The sequence below is a fragment of the Mesorhizobium sp. P2_F5 genome (assembly GCF_056403715.1).
In genome coordinates this window covers 62,054-81,864 of the sequence record NZ_JBFUEY010000015.1, presented here as the reverse complement: position 1 = coordinate 81,864, position 19,811 = coordinate 62,054, and the positions used below count along the sequence as shown (strand labels likewise).

Below are 19,811 nucleotides of genomic sequence, written 5' to 3'. Positions count from 1 at the left end.
TGAACTGCTCTAGGCAGGTTCGAAGACGACGCTGCGTTGGTCCGGATCGGCCGAAACCAGCCTTAACGCCAGACGATCGCCTTGTCTGGACCCGGAGGCCTTCACATTGGCAACGACAGGCATGTCCGAGAGCTGAACGCGCATACGCTGGTCGGCGACGTCGGTGACGACGGCCTTGAACATCTCACCCTCACGTCCCTTCAGCATGACTGCCTCTGCAAGGTCGATGGCCGCGTGGTTGATCTGCGAGGCGCGGGCATCCGCGCGCCCCATAACCCTGGGCAATCTGGCGAACGCATCTGTGACGGCCTGCGGCACCGGCTGTCCGTTGGCGATTGCCAGCGTGCAGCGCACGACGTAGCGGTCTGCCAGCCGCCTCAGCGGCGCGGTGGCGTGGGCATAGGTCGCAGCCATCGCCTCGTGCCAGGGGACAACGCCTTCCGCATAGGGTTGGTAGGACGCACCGGAACCGGCACGGCGGATTTCCAGCATCAGCGCTGCCTGTTGCTTGTTGCTGGGGTCCAGGGTTCGCTGATAGTCGCGCAAGCTGGTCGGGGCCGGCCAGGACAGGCCGAGAGCCTGTGCCGCGTTGCGCAGTCTCTGCACCTTGGAGGCATCCGGCGCCGCCATCACCCGGAACAACCCGGTCCGGTGTGCCAGCATCGCGTCGGCAATCGCCATGTTGGCGGCCAGCGAAAGCGCGGCGTTGTCCTGCTCGGATTGCAGCAGCGGCCTGAACGCAAGCTGGAACGTGCCATCGGCAAGCTGTTCCACCTCCTGCTCGGGCGGGTCGACGCGGGAAGCCCCACGACGCTCTTCGGCTGCCGCCATGCGCCGCGCAATTTCGGCGAAGCCTGTGGGAACGTCGGTGGCTCGCACGCTGTCATAGGCGAGCTTGGCGCGGCTCTGAATGATTGCCCGCTCCGCGCCGTCCAGTCTTACCGCTCCGTCCTCAGCGATCCGAACCGTGAAGATAACAGCCGGACGCGGTCCGCTGGGCAGCAAGCTCGCGGCACCCTCGGCAAGCACCTGGGGATAGAGCCCCGCCTTGCCATCCGGCAAATACAGGGTCTCACCCCGTGCCCAGGCTTCGAGATCGACCGCGTCGCCGTCATCGACGAACCAGGCCACGTCGGCAATGGCATAGTGCAGCAGCAGGTCGCTGCCGCTCGCTTCGATCGAAAACGCCTGATCGAGATCGGTGGAAGTCGCCGGATCGAGTGTCACGAAGGGCATCGCCGTCCGGTCGGCATGCTGATTGGGCACCCGCTTGGCCGCCGTCTGTGCGAGGGCCACCACGTTGGGCGCAAATCCCTCCGGCACATGGAACTCGGTACGGATTTTGGCGAGGCCGTTAGCGAGTGCTTGCGAGGGATCGTTCAACGATTTCATCGCGCCGTCCTACACTGGCGTTCCGGACACGGGAAGGCCGATTTGCTGGCAGGGCAGACACGAGCGCGGACCGGAAGTTGAACTGCCACAGGAACCGTCGCCGAAGCGCTACGTTTCTTCTTCTGGCAGCAAAGGAGGAACCGATATGCCTGCAAAATCACAAGCCCAGCAAAAGGCCGCCGGCGCCGCGCTTTCGGCCAAACGCGGCGAAACCAAGAAAAGCGAACTCATAGGCGCTGCACGCGAAATGTATGAATCGATGAGCGAAAATCAGCTTGAGGAGTTCGCCGAGACCAAGCGTAGGGGGCTTCCCCAGAAGAAATCGGCGGACTGAGTCCCGAGCCAGTCCAAACAAAAAGCCCGCGGCCGAGACCGCGGGCTCTTCATTTCAAACCGAAGCCGAAACTACCAGCGCCACCAGCAGCGCTTCACCTTGTAGCGGATGACCTTCTTGTGGCCGTGCCGCCAGACGACCTTCTTCGTGACCACGATCCGGCAGACCTGATAATGTCGGTGACCGTGCCAATGCCTGGCCATCGCCGGCTCGGGAACGGCAATCGACATCGATCCCGCCAGGACGGCTGCACTTACCAACGAAAGGAAGAACTTCTTCATGCGACTTCAGGCTCCTCTAGGTCCAGTCCCTTCCTAATGCCGTCGGCAACGACCCCGCCACGTCCGGCACTTAACATCAGAAATGCTATATGGTTGCCGCCGCCGCCGCCAGCCGCGAGCTTGACACCGGTTGAATCTCCGTTTAACGAGCCCACCAACACCGGGCCGCAATGCCCGGTTGTTTCTTTTGCATGGCAGGCCCCGGGAAATCAGGTTTATCGTTTCCTAGGTCTTGTCTAGACTGACGTGTCCCGTGGGTTTTCCATCGCATTGCGTGGAAAACCCTGTCAGGTCTCGAAAACGGAGGCCAGAGGAGGGCGCGTTTCCTTCATCCGGACCATGAGGTTCCGGGTGGTTTGTTTTGAAAGGGAATGCGATGAGCAAGCGCGAATCCGCGAAGTACAAGATCGACCGCCGTCTCGGCGAAAACATCTGGGGCCGCCCTAAGTCCCCGGTCAACAAGCGTGAATACGGCCCGGGCCAGCATGGCCAGCGCCGCAAGGGCAAGCTTTCCGATTTCGGCCTGCAGCTGCGCGCCAAGCAGAAGCTGAAGGGTCACTATGGTGACGTCTCCGAAAAGCAGTTCCGCAAGGTCTATGAAGAGGCCGATCGCCGCAAGGGCGACACCTCGGAGAACCTGATCGGCCTGCTCGAGTCGCGTCTGGACGCGGTCGTCTACCGCTCCAAGTTCGTGCCGACCATTTTCGCCGCCCGCCAGTTCGTCAACCACGGCCACGTCAACGTCAACGGCAAGCGCGTCAACATCGGCTCGTACCGTTGCAAGCCGGGCGACGTCGTCGAAGTGCGCGAAAAGTCGAAGCAGCTGGTCATCGTTCTGGAATCGGTCGGCCTCGCCGAACGCGACGTGCCGGACTACATCGAAGCCGATCACAACAAGATGGTCGCGACCTTCTCGCGCATCCCGGGCCTGGCCGACGTTCCGTTCGCCGTGCAGATGGAACCGAACCTGGTCGTCGAATTCTATTCGCGCTGATCGGCCTCTTTGCCGCAGATATCGAAGGCCGCCTTTCGGGGCGGCCTTTTTCTTTGTGCGTCGCGCTTTGCGAAGCATCGACCAAAAACCGATTTCGATTTTCGAGCCAATGCGCTAATCCGGGCGCAACAGGGATTTGGGCCGACGCGCCATGAACATGTTGCCAAACGCCGATCTGCTAGAACCGGTCGCCGATGCCGAAGGCGGCTTCCATCCGCTGTTCGCCGACGTGCCGTCCTCGGTCGAATTCAACAAACTGCGCAAGCGGCTCCTGCGGCTGACCCGCCAGGCGATCGAGGATTTCGCCATGGTGCGGCCCGGCGACCGCTGGCTGGTGGCGCTCTCCGGCGGCAAGGATTCCTACGGCCTGCTCGCCGTGTTGCTCGATCTCAAATGGCGCGGGCTGTTGCCGGTTGAGCTGCTCGCCTGCAATCTCGACCAGGGCCAGCCGAATTTCCCGAAGCATATTTTGCCCGATTACCTCAATGCGCATGGCATCGCCCACCGCATCGAATACCAGGACACCTATTCGGTGGTCACCGACAAGCTGCCTCCGGGCAGCACCTATTGCTCGTTGTGCTCGCGACTGCGGCGCGGCCATCTCTACCGCATCGCCCGCGAGGAGGGCTGTTCGGCACTGGTGCTCGGCCATCATCGCGAGGACATCCTCGAAACCTTCTTCATGAACCTGTTCCATGGCGGCCGTCTTGCCGCCATGCCGCCAAAGCTGCTCAATGACGATGGTGACGTCATGGTGCTGAGGCCGCTGAGCTATTGCGCCGAGATCGATCTGGAAAAATTCGCCGGCGCGATGAAATTCCCGATCATTCCCTGCGATCTCTGCGGCAGCCAGGAGGGCCTGCAGCGCAACGCCACGAAGGCGATGCTCGACGATATGGAAAAGCGCATGCCGGGCCGCAAGGATACGATGCTGCGCGCGTTGTCCAACATCAGGCCCTCGCATCTGCTCGACCGCAAGCTGTTCGATTTCACCGCCCTCAATGGCAGCCTCACCGCGGGACAAGACATTTCCGATGATTTTTGACGACCGTGCGATCGACTGGCTGGCCGAGCTTCTTGCCGATGCTGCCAGAGTTGAAATCATGCCGCGCTTTCGCCGGCTGGGCGAGGATGACGTCCGCCAGAAGACCTCGGCCGCCGATCTGGTGACCGAGGCCGACGTCAACGCCGAGCGGTTGATCACGGCAAGGCTGCGGGAGCGCTATCCCACAGCGATGATCGTCGGCGAGGAAGCCTGTTCCGACAATCCGGCGCTGCTCCAGGGGCTTGGCGATGCCGATCTCGCCTTCGTCGTCGACCCGGTCGACGGCACCTTCAACTTCGCCTCCGGCGTGCCGCTGTTTGGCGTCATGCTGAGCGTCGTGGTCAAGGGCAAGACCGTCGTCGGCATCATCCATGATCCCGTCGGCAAGGACTGGCTGATCGGCGCCAAGGGCGCCGGCAGCCACATCCGACATGCACATGGCGCGCTGGAGAAGGTGCATGTCGCCGATGCCGTCCCTGTCTCGCAAATGACCGGTTCCGTCTCTTGGCAATATCTGGCCGAGCCGCAACGCTCGCTTCTGGCCCGCAACCAGACCAAGACCTTGTCGCAGTTCGGCTATCGCTGCGCGGCGCATGAATACCGGCTGCTGGCCAGCGGCCACGCTCATTTCGTCGTCTACAACAAGCTGATGCCGTGGGACCATCTGGTCGGCGTGTTGATCCATGCCGAGGCCGGCGGTTATACGGCCCGCGTCGACGGCAGCGCCTATTTGCCGTCGCACATCGACGGCGGTATCCGCGTCGCGCCGGACAGGGAAAGCTGGCAGGAGTTGCGCCGCGAACTATGGGCTGAGTAGGATCAATTCCTGCTCTGGCGTTTCAGCCGCCAGGCTTCCGGCCTCCAGACCAAAATTAATGCAGGCCAAATCAATGCAGATCGGTGACGTGCCCTGAAACGGGTGGGTTGTGCGGCTGGAACATCTTGCCGCGCTCGGCGATGAGGATCATCAGCAGCGCCGCGACCGAGACGCTGCAAAAGCCGGCGGCCAGCGGCGTCACCGTGCCGTTGAAGGCCTGACCGATCAGTGTGCCGAGAATGCCGCCGAGAAAAGTCTGCATGAAGCCTAAAATGGATGATGCCGTGCCAGCCAATTGACCGAGCGGCTCCATGGCGAGCGCGTTGAAGTTGGCGCCGAGCGCGCCGAACGGGATCATCGCGCTGGCGAAGAAGGTGATGAACAGCCAGAGCGGCATCGTCATCTCCAGTGACACGGTGAGCCAGGCAAGGCTGATCACCAGGAAGAGAAGCAGCGCACTCTGTGAGAGGCGGCGCATGCCGATGCGGCCGACCAGGCGCGAGTTGAGGTAGTTTGAAAAGGCAAGAACGCCGGCGACACCCGCGAAGATGATCGGAAACATCTCGCCGACATGAAAAATGTCGACATAGATTTGCTGCGCCGAGGCAATGAAGCCGAACATGGCGGCGAAGATGAAGGTGCTGGCGAAGGCATAGCAGAGCGCGATGCGGTTGGTGAGCACGATGCGGAAACCGCCGACGACGGACGATACTGTCAGCGGCCGGCGATATTCCGGATGCAGCGTCTCCGGCAGGCGCAGCAGCGACCAGGCCGACACGATCAGCGCCCCGACTGCCATGGTGACGAAGATCCAGTGCCAGCTTGCGAACAGCATGATGAACTGGCCGATGCCCGGAGCGATGACCGGGATGGCCATGAACACCATGAAGATCAGCGACATCACCTCGGCCATGCGCCGGCCGTCGAATGTGTCGCGTACGATCGACACCGCGATGACGCGGGTAGCGGCCGCACCGATACCTTGCACCAGCCGGCACAGGAGAAGGATGGCGAATGACGGGGCGATGGCGGCAGCCGCAGCCGCCACGACGTAGATCGCCAGCCCGACGACCAGCGGCGCGCGGCGCCCGAACCGGTCCGAGATCGGGCCGAAGAAAAGCTGTCCGCCGCCGAAGCCGAGGATGTAGGCGGTGATTACATATTGCCGGTGGTTTTCATTTTCGACGCCAAGCGTGGCCCCGATCTGCTGCAGCGCCGGCAGCATGATGTCGATGGCCAGCGAGTTCAACGCCATCAGTGCCGCGCACAGCGCGATGAATTCCCAGCGCGGAATAGGCAATTTGCTTGCCTGTTGCGGCGCTCCTGACTGCTGGTCCACGGCGGGTCCGATCTTCAAAACGAATATGCGCCGGCATGCCGGCGCATCGGTTCGTCCTCACCCAATAGGTAGGGGAGGTAGCATTTCGGGGCGGGGCTGCCCCGTCTCAAACCAGAATCAGGCGGTGGCTTTGACGCTGACGCCCTTTTCGACGAGCAACGTCTGCAACTCGCCCGCCTGGAACATTTCGCGGATGATGTCGCAGCCGCCGACGAATTCGCCCTTGACGTAGAGCTGCGGGATCGTCGGCCAGTTCGAATATTCCTTGATGCCCTGGCGCAGTTCGGCCGAGGTCAGCACGTCGACGCCCTTATAGTCGGCGCCGATGTAATCGAGGATCTGCACCACCTGGCCGGAAAACCCGCACTGCGGAAAACCGGGCGTGCCCTTCATGAAAAGGACGACGTCGTTGCTCTTCACTTCGCTGTCGATGTAGTCGTTGATGCCGCTCATGGAATATCCTTTCACGCCTGTGGGAGTCAGGCTCGAAGCATAGCCATCAAATAAACCCATAGATGGGCCGAAACAAGATGTTTGCGCCGCCGCCGCGGAAATGGCGCAAAGGATCGCCTGTCTTGGGCCAAGCATCCGAGCCGATTGCAGCCTCCGGGACATGATGAAAAGACGATATGGCGCCGCCCTTCTGATCGCCATCCTGCTGGCGGCGATAGCCATTATCTGGTGGCCGAGAAGCCCGGAGCCGCCGCCGCTGGTGATCGGTGGCGAACTGCCCGCGCCTTGCCGGAATGTCGCCTTCGAGGCCGTGACCTATGTCGTCTGCACGGTCGACCTGCGGAGCTATAACCTCGCTGTCTTTCGCGCCGGTGCCGATGGCAAGCCCTTCGGCTCGCTGGAGGCCTTCGACAAGGCAATGGCAGGCGAGGGCAGGCCGGTGCTGCTCGCCATGAACGGCGGCATGTATCACGAGGATTTGTCGCCGGTCGGCCTGCTGGTCGAGAACGGCGTTGAAAAGTCGCCGCTCACCAGTGCCGACGGCGAAGGCAATTTCTTCCTGAAGCCGAACGGCGTCTTCCTGGTCGGCAAGGACGGCAAGGCCGCGGTCATGGAAAGCAGCGCCTATGCCGCTGCCAAGCCTGACGTCGCTTTCGCCACGCAGTCCGGCCCGATGCTGGTGATCGACGGCCAGATTCACCCGCGCTTCGAGCCGAATGGCACTTCCCGCTACATCAGGAACGGCGTCGGCGTGCGCGATGAAAACACGGTCGTGCTGGCGATCTCGCGCTCGGAAGTGAGCTTCGGCAGTTTCGCGCGGCTGTTCCGCGACGCACTTCAATGCCGCAACGCGCTGTTCCTCGACGGTGCGGTCTCGGCGCTGTCGGATGGGAAGAGAATGATCGTCGGCGGAAAATTCCCGGCCGGACCGATCATCTCAGTGTCGGCAAAGCCGATCACGCCAGTGTCGGCGAAAAGGTGACGACGAAATTTCAGTCCGGCACGCTGGTCTGCAACGCCAGCGCATGCAGCACGCCGCCCATATTGCCCTTCAGCGCGTCATAGACCATCTGATGCTGCTGTACGCGGCTCTTTCCCCGAAAGCTCTCGGCCACCACTTCGGCCGCATAGTGATCGCCGTCACCGGCGAGGTCGCGGATCGTCACCTTGGCGTCGGGAATGCCGTCCTTGATCAGTTTTTCGATGTCGTGGGCATCCATTGCCATGGCAAAATCCTGTTCTGGGCGGCGGCTAGGCAGCTTGTACGAAGTGACTCGGGCGCAAGCCTAAAGCCTTTCTGCCTCGGGTTGAAGCCGTCCTGTCGGTGACGCAGTGTCTAGGGGCCATCCTGCCGTGGGTGGACCACACCGTCCTCGGTGATGTCGTCGCGAGTCGAGAACCCCCGACCAAGGCTGAAGACCAGCACATAGAGCGGAATGTTGATCACCAGGCTGACGATGGGGAGATAGCTGGTCATCCGCCAGAGCGGCGAGAAAAACGCCTGGCCGTAGCCGTCGCAGGCCAGCGATGAGCCATACTCCCACAGCGCCCCTATGATCGCAGCAGCAATGAAAAGCTTGATGCAGGTGACGACATGCCTTGCTCGCGCCGGGTCCGGCAAAAGCCGAATCCAAAGCACAAGGCAGATGACCGGAACCGCATAGATGAGGTTCTGCAGGACCAGCATCGGCAGCGTGCCGTTGGCCGCCTCTAAGAACTGCTCACGCCTTTCCAGCAGCGGACAGACCTCGCTCGAGGTCGTCGACAGCAGGAAGAAGACGAACGGCCCGAGGAACCAGAAGAAGAACAGCGACGGCCAGAAAACGACTGCGATCAGCGTCCTGGCGGCCAGTCTGGTCAACTGGCCTTGTCCATAAAGCCAGGGAACCAGCCTTCGTGGGCGGCGGTTAATTCACTGACCGGGATGGCTTTGGCATCGCCGAGCTTCAGTTCGCTTCCGCCGGTCGAGCCGATCCATGGCGCAAAAATTCCAAGCTTGCTCTGCTCCTCGCGGATGGCGTCCCATTCCTTGCTTTGCGGATCGAGTGACAGCGTCAGGAGGTAGCGGCCCTGGTCTTCGCCGAACCAGACGGGGATCGGGTCGGTGCCGGCGAGGCCCGGAATGGTGGCGCCGATGCCGGACGCCATCGCCATTTCGGCCAGCGCCACGGCAAGGCCGCCGTCGGAAAGGTCGTGCGCCGCTGTCACGACGCCCGACGCGATCAGCGCGCGCACATGGTCGCCGACGCGCTTTTCATGCGCGAGGTCGACCGGTGGCGGCGGGCCGTCGGTGCGGCCGTGGATATCCCTCAGATAGGCGGACTGGCCGAGATGGCTGCCCCACGTCGCCGGCGCGCCGACCAGCAGGATCATCTGACCCTCGGCGGCAAAGCCGATCCGCGCCATCTTCGACCAGTCGGCGATCAGCCCGACGCCGCCAATGGTCGGCGTCGGCAGGATGCCCTGGCCGTTGGTTTCGTTGTAGAGCGAGACATTGCCCGACACGATCGGGAAGCCGAGCGCCCGGCAGGCGTCGCCAATGCCTTTCACCGCGCCGACAAGCTGGCCCATGATCTCGGGCCGCTCCGGATTGCCGAAATTGAGGTTGTCGGTCGCCGCCAGCGGCAGCGCGCCGGTGGCGGTCAGATTGCGCCAGCACTCGGCCACCGCCTGCTTGCCGCCCTCATAGGGGTCGGCCTCGCAGTAGCGCGGCGTGACGTCGGAGGAGAAGGCGAGCGCCTTGGTCGGGTGGCCTTCGACGCGCACCACGCCGGCATCGCCCCCCGGCAGCTGCAGCGAATTGCCCTGGATCAGCGTGTCGTACTGTTCCCACACCCAGCGGCGCGAGGACAAATCCGGCCCGCCGAGCAGCTTCAGCAGCGCATCGGCGACATCGGCCTTCGGCGCATCGCCAGCCGCCAACGCCGCCGGCTTCTTCGGCTCGACCCAGGGGCGGTCATATTCCGGCGCCTTGTCGCCAAGATCCTTGATCGGCAGATTGGCGACCTCGTCGCCCTGGTGGATGACGCGGAAGCGCAGATCGTCGGTGGTTTTGCCGACGATGGCGAAGTCGAGGCCCCATTTGTGGAAGATCGCCTCGGCTTCTTTTTCCTTTTCGGGGCGTAGCACCATCAGCATGCGCTCCTGGCTTTCCGACAGCATCATCTCATAGGCGCTCATGCGCTCTTCGCGCACCGGCACCTGGTCGAGCTGAAGCTCGATGCCAAGGTCGCCCTTGGCGCCCATCTCGACCGCCGAGCAGGTCAGGCCGGCCGCACCCATGTCCTGGATGGCGATGACCGCGCCCGATGCCATCAATTCGAGGCAGGCTTCGAGCAGGCATTTTTCGGTGAAGGGATCGCCGACCTGCACGGTCGGCCGCTTCTCGTCGATCTTGTCGTCGAACTCGGCCGAGGCCATGGTGGCGCCGCCGACGCCGTCGCGGCCAGTCTTGGCGCCGAGATAGACCACCGGCAGGCCGACGCCCTTGGCTTCCGACAGGAAGATCGCGTCGGTCTTGGCCAGACCGGCGGCAAAGGCGTTGACCAGGATGTTGCCGTTGTAGCGGGCGTCGAAATTGACCTCACCGCCAACCGTCGGCACGCCGAAAGCATTGCCGTAGCCGCCAACGCCGGAAACCACGCCAGACACCAGATGCCTGGTCTTGGGATGGTCCGGCGCGCCGAAGCGCAGCGCATTCATCGCCGCGATCGGCCGGGCGCCCATGGTGAAGACGTCGCGCAAGATGCCGCCGACGCCGGTCGCCGCACCCTGGTAGGGCTCGATGTAGGAAGGGTGGTTGTGGCTCTCCATCTTGAAGACCACGCAGTCACCGTCGCCGATATCGACGACGCCGGCATTCTCGCCGGGACCCTGGATCACCTGCGGCCCGGTGGTCGGCAGCGTGCGCAGCCATTTCTTCGAGGATTTATACGAACAATGCTCGTTCCACATCGCCGAGAAGATGCCGAGTTCGGTGAAGCTCGGCTCGCGCCCGACCAGATCGAGGATGCGCTGGTATTCGTCGGGCTTCAGCCCGTGCGCGGCAATGAGTTCCGGGGTGATCGGCACGGAATTGGAAATGGTCATGGGCAGCGATTGGTATCCGTGGGAGAGGGGGATTTCTGAGTCCCCTCTTATCGCAAGCTTTGGCGCGATACACCCCATCCGCTGACGAAAAACGCCGGAAAGCCACAAGGTGACGATGGCAGCGGTGAGCCGTGGGGGAACGCTATGGCATGCCGGCCGTTAGGTCTCCAACCAATCAGGAGATTTCGACATGGCCACGAAGCAAGGCAAGAAAGACAATCGCCTCTCGGACAAGGAGGCTATGCATATTGCCGAGACCACCGATGTTTCGCCCAAGCAGGCCAAGGACCTGGCCGAGGAGCACGGCAAGGACAAGGGCGCGAAGGAAGCCAAAAACTTCAAGGCCGAGGGTTGAACAGGATCAGGGGCCACGAGCACAGTTGAGCGTAAACGGGTCAGGAAGACCTGTCGTAGCCGGCGCGGCCTTCCTCCAGCAGCCGCCGGATCACCGCGACGCCACCGGCGATCTCCTCACGCCGCCTTGGTTGCGAGACGCCGAAACGCACGCCGTGGAAAACCTGCTCGGAGCGCCCGGCCTTGAATTCGTCCTCGTCGTCAAGAAGCACGCCATTTTCGAGACAGGCGCTCCTGAACGTGCCGGACAGCCAGGGGTCGGGCAGGGTCAGCCAGACGAAGGGCACGTTCTCGTGTGACTTGAAGGCGAAGCCGGTCAAAGTCTCGCGCACGATGGCGATACGGGCGGCGATTTCGGCAATGCAGCGCCGACGGATATCGCCAGCCTGCCCTGACAGAACCAGCCGGGCATTCACCTCCGCCAGCAGGAACGGCATGCCGCCAGTCATCATCTTGTGGGCGACGCGGATGCGATGGCGATAGGCGGGCGGGCAGGAGAGCCAGCCGCCGCGAACGCCGGCGGCGACTGATTTCGACAGGCCGCCGGCGACAATGGTGCGCTCGGGCGCATATTCGGCGAGTAGCGGCGTCGGATCTTCGGTCAAGCCGCCATAGAGATCGTCCTCGATCAGGATGACATTGTACTCGCGCGCGACGCGCGCGATCGCCTCACGGCGCGAAACCGACAGGATCGCCAGCGTCGGGTTTTGCACCGTCGGCATCAGGAAGATCATTTTCGGGTGCTTTTGCGCGCAGACGCGCTCAAAATCCTCGGGATCGAGGCCTTCGGCGTCCGATGCCACCAGCGCCGTGCGCCGTCCGATCAGTCCGGCGCTGCGGGCGATCTGCGAATAGGTGAGGTGCTCGAAGGCGACATAGTCGCCGGGCGTGGTCAGTGCCGCGATCGCCGCCATGACGGCGGCATGGGTGCCGAGCGTGGGAACGATGGTCTCGGCCGCCGGGCGGAACGAATTGCGTGACAGCCAGCGGGCGCCGGCTTCGAACCAGCGCTCGGGAAAATCCCTGGTGTAGCTGGAAATCTCATGTGGGTGATCCTGCACCGTGCGCGACAGCATGTCGGCGACAATGGCGCCCTGGCCGATGTCGGGTGCGGCCGTGCTGTCGAAGCGCAGTTTGCCGGACGGTGCGTCGACATAACGCGTGCCTTGCGCGGTGGGCTCGACGAATTCTGGTGACGCCGCTTCCGATTGCTGGGCCAGAACATAGGTCCCGCGTCCGACCTCGCCGCTCACCAAGCCGCGCTCGCGCAGCAACTGATAGGCCCGGCCGATCGTGCCGACGGTGGTGCCGATGTCATAGGCGAGATCGCGCTGCGGCGGCAATTTTGCCCCGGCATCGATGACGCCCTTGTCGATATCGGACTCGATGCTGTCGGCGAGGCGCTGATAAAGCGGGCCGGAACCAATGGAGAGGTCGGGAAGCCAATTTGTCATGGTGACAATTTTGTATATTGCACCGAAATAGGAGTCAATACATATCAGCGTCGTACCGAAATGGGTACAATTTGCAACCTTGGCAGAAAGACAATGAGCACAATCGAGACAATCCGCTATACGGGCATTGAACTGGTCGGGCCGCGCCCGTCTGGACGGCGAGGCTTTGTCAGCCGCATCGTGCATGTGGTCAGGTCACTGGCGCAGCAGATCGACGCGCTCATCGAGCGCCGCCGCGGCCGCCTGGCTCTGCTGGAAATGACCGACGAGCAGCTTAGGGATATCGGTGTGTCGCGTGGCGACGCTCACCGCGAAGGGATCAGGCGGTTCTGGGACTGAACCGTAGTTCGGTCAGCGGCGCACGCCCCTGAGGCGTGCGACGCCCTTGTCGACAAGCACGGCAACAACGCACAGCACCAGAAAAACCCCGGTGACGGCCAGTGCCGCAAGCGCGACGCTGGCCGCACCGTTCTTCGCAACGTCGAGGAACGGGTAGGGCACTTCGCCAGCGATCGGGGCGCGCGCCAGCGCATAGGCGAGATAGGCGATCGGATAGGCCATCCACCACGAAATGTCGTTCCAGCGTGTCCTGCCGTCGGCGCCCGCCACCAGCCACCACAGCACGAACAGCACCGGGGTCACATAATGCAGCAGCACGTCGCAGAGCAGGAACAGGCCCTGCGGTTGCCAGAGCTGCGCCAGGACCGTCGCATAGACGATGAAGACAAGCGCGATGGACACTGCGACGCCCGCCCGCATCCGCGGTCCGGCAAAGGCCGGCAGCCAGGCATAGCCCGAAGGCGACAGCAGCGAGGTGTGGACCAGCACCGCGCCGATGTTGGTCAGGATGGTGAAGAAACTGAACAGAAAGACGATGGAGCCGAGAAAACTGCGGCCGGCTTCCATCGAAGCCGGGATGGTGATGCAGGCTTGCAGGACAAGCCCAGCCAGACCGACGATCAATCCCGCAATCTGCAGGAAGCGGCCCATGGCGTCAGGCGGCCGCGTTGCAGGAGGGGTTGCCGGTCTGCCAACGCGCAATATCGGAGCCGATGCGCGCGCCGAGCGGATCGTCCATCAGCGGACCGAACACGTCGATGCGGCTGGAATTGCCTTGCGCCTGCACGACCAGCAGCGGCTTGCCGCCATAATGCTTGGCCGGTACCAGAAGGAAGCGCGGCGTGCCGCTGAACGAATTCAGCTCATTGGCCATCTGATACGATTTGAAGGCGGGATCCTTGCTGGCGATCCAGCATTTGTGGGCTGATATCGCCACCTGTTCCATGGCCAGCAGCGAAGCGCTCTTGCCCATCGGCGCCGGCGCGCTCTTCGGGCTCGACTGGCAGGACGCCAGCGCCAACCCGGCGGCAGTCAGGAGAGCCATCCGGGCAATCGTCAGTCTCATGGTCAGCCGCCCCCGCGCTTTGAAAGGAATTTCGAAAAAAGATATCAGGCGGCAATACCGAGTGCGCCTTCGAACAGCGCCCGGCCGTCGCTGCCGCCATGCGCGGCCTCGATCAGGTTTTCCGGATGCGGCATCAGGCCGAGCACATTGCCTTTTTCGCTGATGATACCGGCAATGTCGTTGATCGAGCCGTTGGGATTGGTGCCCTCGGCGTAGCGAAACACCACCTGGCCTTCGCCTTCGAGACGGGCAAGCGTGTCGGCATCGGCAAAGTAATTGCCGTCATGATGCGCCACCGGCGTGCGAATGATCTGGCCCGGCTGATAGCGGCGGGTGAACATGGTGTTGGCGTTGGCGATTTCGAGCTTCACCTGCCGGCAGACGAATTTCAGCGACGAATTGCGCATCAGGGCACCGGGCAGCAGGCCGGCCTCGACCAGGATCTGGAACCCGTTGCAGACACCAATGACCATGACACCCTTGGCCGCCTTTTCAGCGACTGCCCGCATCACCGGCATACGCGCGGCAATCGCGCCGCAGCGCAGATAGTCGCCGAAGGAAAAGCCGCCGGGAATGGCGATCAGGTCGGCATCGGGGATTTCGGTATCGGTCTGCCAGACGGTCGCCGGCGCCTGTCCGGAAATCTTGGTCAGCGCCGCAATCATGTCGCGGTCACGGTTAAGGCCAGGCAGAAGGACAACGGCGGATTTCATGGCAATTCCTGTTCGCTGATCTCAAGCAGATACCGGGGCGGAACGTGATTGGTCAACCAGACGCCGTTGTCGGAGAGAAAGAATATCTCGCCATCCCCAGCCATGGCTGCCGAGTCGACCTGAAGGATAACATCTTTTCCCTTGCGCCGCCGCGCCACGATGCGGGCCGTTTCGACATCCTTCGACAGATGCACATGCTGGCGCGACTGGCTGGTCAGGCCCTCGCGCAGGATGCTGGGCAGAAACTCCACCTTGGTGCCGTGGTAGAGGATGATGGGCGGCACGCTCGGCGCCAGCCCGAGATCGACTTCGACGCTGTGGCCTTGCACGGCGCGGATGCGATTGTCGTCGATGGCAAAGCGCTTTTTCGGATTTTCATCGACGATGCGGACAATCTCCGCCGCTGATGCGCCGAACTTCGATTGCAGCACCGCGCAGAGCTCGGCGAAATCCGCCCAGCCGTTTTCGTCGAGCGAAAGGCCCGCCTCTTCCGGCGCGTGCCGAAGGACCAAGCTCATGAATTTGGAAATCTGTGTGTCGTTCGGCATGGTGACGGCAGTTTCAGTCCATTTGCCGATCCGAGGTCATTTCGGCTCAAAGGGCCTTTGTGCTTCGGCGAGTTCGCGCAATTCGAGGCGCTGCTCAATCAAGACGTTGATCGATACGACCGGTTATCGCGTAGATGTTGCTGACGTCGGTTTGCGTGCTCAAGGCCTGCAGTCGGATCGCAACGATCTCTTGCTTGACTTCGCCCAGACCATTCTCAAGCCGATCCATTCGTGAATGGATTTTCTTGAGAAGTTCGTACATCAGCTCATTCGTGACTTCCGGCATCCAAGCCCCCGGATACAACCTCAGGTAAGCGTCACACTATAATTCTCAATCACCGTATTCGCCAGCAGCTTGTCGCACATGGCTTTGAGATCGGCCTCTGCCTTGGCCTTGTCGGTCTGGGCAAGTTCGAGGTCGAACACCTTGCCCTGCCGCACGTGGCCGACACCGCCGAAACCCAGTCCCGACAAAGCGTGCTCTATGGCTTTTCCCTGGGGGTCGAGCACGCCGTTCTTGAGGGTGACGGTGATGCGGGCCTTGATCATGCTGGAGAGGTTCCTGTTCGAGTATTTTGCTTAGTGCGGCTTGCCTTTGAGGCCGTCGGTCGAGGCGACGAGCACCGGGCCGGTCGGGCGCGGCGGTTCGTTCTCGTTCATGATGCCGAGGCGGCGGGCGACTTCCTGATAGGCTTCGACAAGGCCGCCCATATCGCGGCGGAAACGGTCCTTGTCGAGCTTGTCCTGCGTCGCCACGTCCCACAGCCGGCAGGAGTCCGGCGAAATCTCGTCGGCAACGACGATACGCATCATATCGCCCTCGAACAGGCGGCCGCATTCGATCTTGAAGTCGACGAGCTGGATGCCGACGCCCATGAACAGGCCGGAGAGGAAGTCGTTGACGCGGATGGCGAGCGCCATGACGTCGTCGATCTCCTGCGGGCTCGCCCAGCCGAAAGCGGTGATGTGCTCTTCCGACACCATCGGATCGTCGAGCGCATCGGCCTTGTAATAGAATTCGATGATCGAGCGCGGCAGAACGGTGCCCTCCTCGATGCCGAGGCGCTTCGACAGCGAACCGGCGGCGACATTGCGCACCACCACTTCGAGCGGGATGATCTCGACTTCCTTGATCAGCTGCTCGCGCATGTTGAGCCGGCGGATGAAGTGGGTCGGAATGCCCATGCGGTTCAGGTGATTGAAGATGTACTCGGAAATGCGATTGTTGAGCACGCCCTTGCCGTCGATGACCTCGTGCTTCTTCTTGTTGAACGCGGTCGCATCATCCTTGAAGAACTGGATCAGCGTGCCCGGTTCTGGTCCCTCATAGAGGATCTTGGCCTTGCCTTCATAAATGCGGCGGCGATTTTTCATCTGATTTTTCTCTGGATTTGCGGGCAGGCGGCAAGCGACCAGTTCCTGTCCGTCTGCCTAAATTAGTGCGGCGACGGGTGGGGTTCAATGCCGGGTCTATCCCAATCACACCGTTTGCTCAATCGGCAAATCCTTTCAATCTACCGCTTTCAGGAATGAAATGCCGCAGCGCAGCAAGTGATGTAGCATATTGACCGACCCGCGCCCTTTTGGTTTGTGCTGCGGCAACACACATATCCATCGCCAACGCGAATCGATTTCACCGGAGGGAAGCCATGAGCAGCATGAAAGACCGCGAAGAGGGTTTTGAGCGCAAATTCGCCTTCGACGAAGAACTTCGCTTCAAGGCCGCGGCACGCCGCAACAAGGCGCTCGGCCTGTGGGCCGCCGAAAAGCTGGGCAAGTCCGGCGCTGACGCCGACGCCTATGCGAAGGAAGTGGTTGTCTCCGACATCGAGGAAGCCGGCGATCACGACGTGTTCCGCAAGATCCGCAAGGATTTCGACGCCGCCGGCGTCGACCAGTCGGATCATCAGATCCGCCGCACCATGGACGAACTGATGGCGCAGGCGATCGAGCAGATCAAGAACACCTAATCCCAGCCAATTCTGGACCAATCGACCGCCCGGCCCAGCCGGGCGGTTTTTCTTTGCCTTTTCAGCCTTTTCCGGCTGAAACTGTGCGTGGGCCTGTTAGAAAGGTCCTGGCCAACAAGGAAAAGCGCCGATGTCCCTGAAATCACGCCTGGCGGCGGATGAAACGCTGTTCACCGCCTGGTCCGGGGTTCCGGACGCCTTGACGGTCGAAATCATCGCCAGGCAGGGTTTTGACGCCGTCACGCTCGACATGCAGCATGGCGGACACCACGAAGACTCGGTCTTGCGCGGTCTCGTGCCGGTGCTGGCGGCCAACAAGCCGGCGCTGGTGCGCATTCCGGTCGGCCGCTTCGACATGGCCAGCCGCGCCCTCGATTTCGGCGCCGAGGCGGTGATTGCTCCGATGGTGAACTCGGTGGCCGATGCAAAACTGTTTGCCGCCGCGATGAAGTATCCGCCGCTCGGCGAGCGTTCCTGGGGCCCGACCTATGCCTTTCCGCGCCACGGCAAGGGCGACCAGGCCGAGTGGCTGCGCGACACCAATGCGCGCACCATGGCTTTCGCCATGGTCGAAACGCGCGCCGCGCTCGATGCGCTGGACGGCATTCTCGACACGCCTGGCATTGACGGCATCTTCCTCGGCCCATCGGATTTCTCGATCGCCTGGTCGAACGGCGCTACCGTCAATTCGACGCTGGAAAGCATGATGGAAACCGTCGCGTCCATTGCTGAGCGGACACGCAAGGCAGGCAAGCATGCCGCAATCTACGTCATCGAGCCGGCCATTGCCGGCCGCGTCGTGGCGATGGGTTACCGGCTGCTGGCGATTGGCTCGGACCACGCGCTGATTTCGCTCGGCGCAAAAACCCTCATCAAGAGCATGAACGATTCGATCAAGGGCTGAGGCGTGGTGCCTTGCCCGGTCAGGCCTTGAGGTCGGTCAGGAACTTGGCGAAGGTCATCGATCCCTCCGGCCACGGGCCGAAGCCGGCATCCTCATTGAGGTGGCCGGTTTCGCCGGCATCGATGAACAGCGAACCCCAGGCGCCGGCAATGTCTTCGGCAACCTCGAAGGCGCAGAACGGATCGTTGCGGCTGGCAATCACAATGGATGGAAAGGGCAGCGGCTCGCGCGAATAGGGGCCGAAGGTCATCAGGTGCCTCGGCCTTATCTCCGGGTTGGCGACATCGGGTGGCGCGACAAAGAAGGCGCCGGCGACCGGCTTCCTGAATTGCGGAATGGCCTGCACCGCGGCTGCCACGCCCAGCGAATGGGCAACGATCACCACCGGCCGCTCGGCTTCGTTGACGGCGTTTGCCACGCTCGCTGTCCAGTCCTCGCGCACCGGCTTCGACCATTCGGCCTGCTCGACCCGGCGTGCCGTCGACAGTTTGGACTGCCAGCGTGTCTGCCAGTGTTCCGGGCCGGAATTGGTGTAGCCCGGCACGATCAAGATATCTGCGTCTTTGACTTTCATGGCGCTGAGATAGCGAGCAGCTCTGTCTCGTGCAACCATGCTGATGGATGCGGCGCATCACAATTGTGAACAACCTGTTCGATTCTTTCCGTCTTGTGTGAACGATCGGGATAGGCGATCTGTGGACGGGAAGAGCGACCGTGAAAACCAGGGCTTGTTGGTTGAAACGGCGCTACAGTTGTTGCGGCGCCGGGCCTCTGGCTTGGAAACCTCGCGGAACGCCGCCCGAGCGGAGATTTTGATGAGCGAACTGCCTTTTGCCGCGACTACCCCCGTCAGTGTGTCACGCGTTGGCCTGAAGGCGCGCGATGCCGAGAGCCTCGCGGCCTATTACCGTGCCGTTGTCGGGCTGCAGGAATTGAGCCGCGCCGACGGCGCGATCACGCTGGGCGCCGCCGAGCGCCCCTTGCTGGTCATCGAGGCGGATACGGCAGCCAAGCCCGACGATCCGCGCAGCGCTGGCCTGTTCCACACGGCGTTCCTTTTGCCCAGCCGCGCCGACCTCGGCCGCTGGATCAACCATGCCGCCGCCAACAAGATCCGCGTCGAAGGCGCCTCCGACCATCTGGTCAGCGAAGCGCTCTATCTGACCGACCCCGAAGGCAATGGCATTGAAATCTATAGAGACCGCCTGCCGGAGGAGTGGAAGTGGAACGGCGACAAGATCGCCATGGCGACCGAGCGGCTGAACCTGGCCGCTGTGGCCGCCAGCGTGCCAGCCGGTGACGCCGGCTGGCAGGGCGCGCCGGAAAACAGCATTGTCGGCCACGTCCATCTGCGTGTCGGCCGGCCCGAAGACGCCGAAGCCTGGTGGCACCAGGAGTTCGGTTTCGACACGGTGGCCAAGTATGGCGGGCAGGCGGTGTTCCTGTCGTCCGGCGGCTACCACCACCATATCGGTGGCAATTCGTGGCACAGCGCCGGCGCCGGCCGCCGCGATCCGTCCCGCTCGGGTCTGGCCTGGGTCGAGATGCGCTCGGACAATGTGACCAAGGAAACGAACCGCGAGGATCCGTGGGGCACGGTTATCAGGACGGTTCCTGGCAAGGCTTGATTGCACGCCGCTGGCGATTGGCGAAAGCGGCGGCGAGAGCATCTTTCTCCCCGTAACTATACGGGGAGAAATGCCCGGCAGGGCAATGAGG

The 19,811-nt window shown here is 62.6% G+C and carries 26 protein-coding genes; 11 read left to right on the top strand and 15 right to left on the bottom strand.

Features of this window, described 5'->3' with window-relative positions:
* Positions 1-9: 9 nt before the first annotated feature.
* Entirely contained in the window at positions 10-1,392 is a 1,383-nt protein-coding gene (locus AC1DYO_RS20610; RefSeq protein WP_477266352.1) for an RNB domain-containing ribonuclease, read from the bottom strand.
* Positions 1,393-1,537: 145 nt separating this feature from the next.
* Between AC1DYO_RS20610 and AC1DYO_RS20605 the strand changes: the two genes are divergently transcribed.
* Positions 1,538-1,726, top strand: coding sequence for a DUF3008 family protein (locus tag AC1DYO_RS20605; RefSeq protein WP_477266351.1), 189 nt, complete (start codon positions 1,538-1,540; stop codon positions 1,724-1,726).
* A 71-nt stretch (positions 1,727-1,797) separates the two neighbouring features.
* On the opposite strand, the gene AC1DYO_RS20600 is transcribed toward AC1DYO_RS20605, so the two are convergent.
* Complete coding sequence (locus AC1DYO_RS20600; RefSeq protein WP_477266350.1) at positions 1,798-2,007, bottom strand: hypothetical protein; 210 nt, start codon at positions 2,005-2,007, stop codon at positions 1,798-1,800.
* Positions 2,008-2,383: 376 nt separating this feature from the next.
* Between AC1DYO_RS20600 and rpsD the strand changes: the two genes are divergently transcribed.
* The 3 genes from rpsD (at position 2,384) to AC1DYO_RS20585 (ending at position 4,863) form a co-directional block, all read left to right on the top strand.
* Entirely contained in the window at positions 2,384-3,001 is a 618-nt protein-coding gene (gene rpsD, locus AC1DYO_RS20595) for a 30S ribosomal protein S4 (RefSeq protein WP_023773182.1), read from the top strand.
* Positions 3,002-3,152: 151 nt separating this feature from the next.
* Entirely contained in the window at positions 3,153-4,046 is an 894-nt protein-coding gene (gene ttcA, locus AC1DYO_RS20590; protein ID WP_477266349.1) for a tRNA 2-thiocytidine(32) synthetase TtcA, read from the top strand.
* A complete protein-coding gene (locus tag AC1DYO_RS20585; RefSeq protein WP_477266348.1) occupies positions 4,036-4,863 on the top strand; it encodes an inositol monophosphatase family protein in 828 nt (275 codons plus the stop codon). Before ttcA ends, AC1DYO_RS20585 begins: the two co-directional genes overlap by 11 nt.
* A 70-nt stretch (positions 4,864-4,933) precedes the next feature.
* On the opposite strand, the gene AC1DYO_RS20580 is transcribed toward AC1DYO_RS20585, so the two are convergent.
* The gene (locus tag AC1DYO_RS20580; protein WP_477266398.1) at positions 4,934-6,202 is read right to left on the bottom strand and encodes a multidrug effflux MFS transporter; all 1,269 of its coding nucleotides are present in this window, start codon (positions 6,200-6,202) and stop codon (positions 4,934-4,936) included.
* A 117-nt stretch (positions 6,203-6,319) separates the two neighbouring features.
* Positions 6,320-6,655, bottom strand: coding sequence for a Grx4 family monothiol glutaredoxin (gene grxD / locus AC1DYO_RS20575; protein WP_477266347.1), 336 nt, complete (start codon positions 6,653-6,655; stop codon positions 6,320-6,322).
* 160 nt (positions 6,656-6,815) lie between these two features.
* Here grxD and AC1DYO_RS20570 point away from each other — a divergent pair, with 160 nt between their 5' ends.
* The gene (locus AC1DYO_RS20570; protein ID WP_477266346.1) at positions 6,816-7,637 is read left to right on the top strand and encodes a phosphodiester glycosidase family protein; all 822 of its coding nucleotides are present in this window, start codon (positions 6,816-6,818) and stop codon (positions 7,635-7,637) included.
* A 10-nt stretch (positions 7,638-7,647) separates the two neighbouring features.
* Here AC1DYO_RS20570 and AC1DYO_RS20565 read toward each other — a convergent pair whose 3' ends face one another.
* The 3 genes from AC1DYO_RS20565 to purL all read right to left on the bottom strand — a co-directional run bounded on the left by AC1DYO_RS20565 (position 7,648) and on the right by purL (position 10,744).
* Positions 7,648-7,881, bottom strand: coding sequence for a BolA/IbaG family iron-sulfur metabolism protein (locus AC1DYO_RS20565; protein WP_010909092.1), 234 nt, complete (start codon positions 7,879-7,881; stop codon positions 7,648-7,650).
* Between the two features lie 110 nt (positions 7,882-7,991).
* Complete coding sequence (locus AC1DYO_RS20560; RefSeq protein WP_477266345.1) at positions 7,992-8,516, bottom strand: hypothetical protein; 525 nt, start codon at positions 8,514-8,516, stop codon at positions 7,992-7,994.
* Positions 8,513-10,744: a phosphoribosylformylglycinamidine synthase subunit PurL gene (purL, locus tag AC1DYO_RS20555; protein ID WP_477266344.1), complete on the bottom strand. Its 2,232-nt coding sequence runs from the start codon at positions 10,742-10,744 to the stop codon at positions 8,513-8,515. Before purL ends, AC1DYO_RS20560 begins: the two co-directional genes overlap by 4 nt.
* Positions 10,745-10,934: 190 nt before the next feature.
* Here purL and AC1DYO_RS20550 point away from each other — a divergent pair, with 190 nt between their 5' ends.
* Positions 10,935-11,099 carry a hypothetical protein gene (locus tag AC1DYO_RS20550; RefSeq protein WP_477266343.1) on the top strand — a complete coding sequence of 55 codons (165 nt, stop codon included), beginning with the start codon at positions 10,935-10,937 and terminating at the stop codon, positions 11,097-11,099.
* A 40-nt stretch (positions 11,100-11,139) separates the two neighbouring features.
* Here AC1DYO_RS20550 and AC1DYO_RS20545 read toward each other — a convergent pair whose 3' ends face one another.
* On the bottom strand, positions 11,140-12,552 hold the full coding sequence (locus AC1DYO_RS20545) for an aminotransferase-like domain-containing protein (protein ID WP_477266342.1): 1,413 nt from the start codon (positions 12,550-12,552) through the stop codon (positions 11,140-11,142).
* A 93-nt stretch (positions 12,553-12,645) separates the two neighbouring features.
* On the opposite strand from AC1DYO_RS20545, the gene AC1DYO_RS20540 reads away from it, so the two are divergent.
* The gene (locus AC1DYO_RS20540) at positions 12,646-12,891 is read left to right on the top strand and encodes a DUF1127 domain-containing protein (protein WP_477266341.1); all 246 of its coding nucleotides are present in this window, start codon (positions 12,646-12,648) and stop codon (positions 12,889-12,891) included.
* A 12-nt stretch (positions 12,892-12,903) separates the two neighbouring features.
* Here the strand turns inward: AC1DYO_RS20540 and AC1DYO_RS20535 are convergent, their stop codons facing one another.
* The 4 genes from AC1DYO_RS20535 to AC1DYO_RS20520 are packed head-to-tail and all read right to left on the bottom strand — an operon-like array spanning position 12,904 to position 15,218.
* Entirely contained in the window at positions 12,904-13,542 is a 639-nt protein-coding gene (locus tag AC1DYO_RS20535) for a Pr6Pr family membrane protein (RefSeq protein ID WP_477266340.1), read from the bottom strand.
* A gap of 4 nt (positions 13,543-13,546) precedes the next feature.
* Positions 13,547-13,957 (bottom strand): hypothetical protein, encoded by a 411-nt coding sequence (locus tag AC1DYO_RS20530; RefSeq protein WP_477266339.1) that lies wholly within the window; start codon positions 13,955-13,957, stop codon positions 13,547-13,549.
* A gap of 44 nt (positions 13,958-14,001) precedes the next feature.
* Positions 14,002-14,670 (bottom strand): phosphoribosylformylglycinamidine synthase subunit PurQ, encoded by a 669-nt coding sequence (gene purQ, locus AC1DYO_RS20525; protein WP_477266338.1) that lies wholly within the window; start codon positions 14,668-14,670, stop codon positions 14,002-14,004.
* Positions 14,667-15,218, bottom strand: coding sequence for an RNA 2'-phosphotransferase (locus tag AC1DYO_RS20520; RefSeq protein WP_477266337.1), 552 nt, complete (start codon positions 15,216-15,218; stop codon positions 14,667-14,669). The genes purQ and AC1DYO_RS20520 overlap by 4 nt, the downstream gene beginning before the upstream one ends.
* On the opposite strand from AC1DYO_RS20520, the gene AC1DYO_RS20515 reads away from it, so the two are divergent.
* Positions 15,187-15,453, top strand: a complete 267-nt coding sequence (locus AC1DYO_RS20515; RefSeq protein WP_477266400.1) for a hypothetical protein — start codon at positions 15,187-15,189, stop codon at positions 15,451-15,453. The two genes, AC1DYO_RS20520 and AC1DYO_RS20515, sit on opposite strands and share 32 nt — an antisense overlap.
* A 71-nt stretch (positions 15,454-15,524) precedes the next feature.
* Here the strand turns inward: AC1DYO_RS20515 and purS are convergent, their stop codons facing one another.
* Entirely contained in the window at positions 15,525-15,767 is a 243-nt protein-coding gene (gene purS, locus AC1DYO_RS20510) for a phosphoribosylformylglycinamidine synthase subunit PurS (protein ID WP_477266336.1), read from the bottom strand.
* Positions 15,768-15,797: 30 nt separating this feature from the next.
* Positions 15,798-16,592, bottom strand: a complete 795-nt coding sequence (gene purC / locus AC1DYO_RS20505; RefSeq protein WP_013532127.1) for a phosphoribosylaminoimidazolesuccinocarboxamide synthase — start codon at positions 16,590-16,592, stop codon at positions 15,798-15,800.
* 275 nt (positions 16,593-16,867) lie between these two features.
* Here purC and AC1DYO_RS20500 point away from each other — a divergent pair, with 275 nt between their 5' ends.
* Together AC1DYO_RS20500 and AC1DYO_RS20495 are read left to right on the top strand one after the other, a co-directional pair.
* Positions 16,868-17,188: a DUF1476 domain-containing protein gene (locus AC1DYO_RS20500; protein ID WP_027028128.1), complete on the top strand. Its 321-nt coding sequence runs from the start codon at positions 16,868-16,870 to the stop codon at positions 17,186-17,188.
* 130 nt (positions 17,189-17,318) lie between these two features.
* The gene (locus tag AC1DYO_RS20495) at positions 17,319-18,092 is read left to right on the top strand and encodes an HpcH/HpaI aldolase family protein (protein WP_477266335.1); all 774 of its coding nucleotides are present in this window, start codon (positions 17,319-17,321) and stop codon (positions 18,090-18,092) included.
* Between the two features lie 19 nt (positions 18,093-18,111).
* Here AC1DYO_RS20495 and AC1DYO_RS20490 read toward each other — a convergent pair whose 3' ends face one another.
* Positions 18,112-18,666, bottom strand: coding sequence for an RBBP9/YdeN family alpha/beta hydrolase (locus AC1DYO_RS20490; RefSeq protein WP_112561443.1), 555 nt, complete (start codon positions 18,664-18,666; stop codon positions 18,112-18,114).
* 241 nt (positions 18,667-18,907) lie between these two features.
* On the opposite strand from AC1DYO_RS20490, the gene AC1DYO_RS20485 reads away from it, so the two are divergent.
* Positions 18,908-19,720, top strand: a complete 813-nt coding sequence (locus tag AC1DYO_RS20485) for a VOC family protein (protein WP_477266334.1) — start codon at positions 18,908-18,910, stop codon at positions 19,718-19,720.
* Positions 19,721-19,811 lie beyond the last annotated feature (91 nt).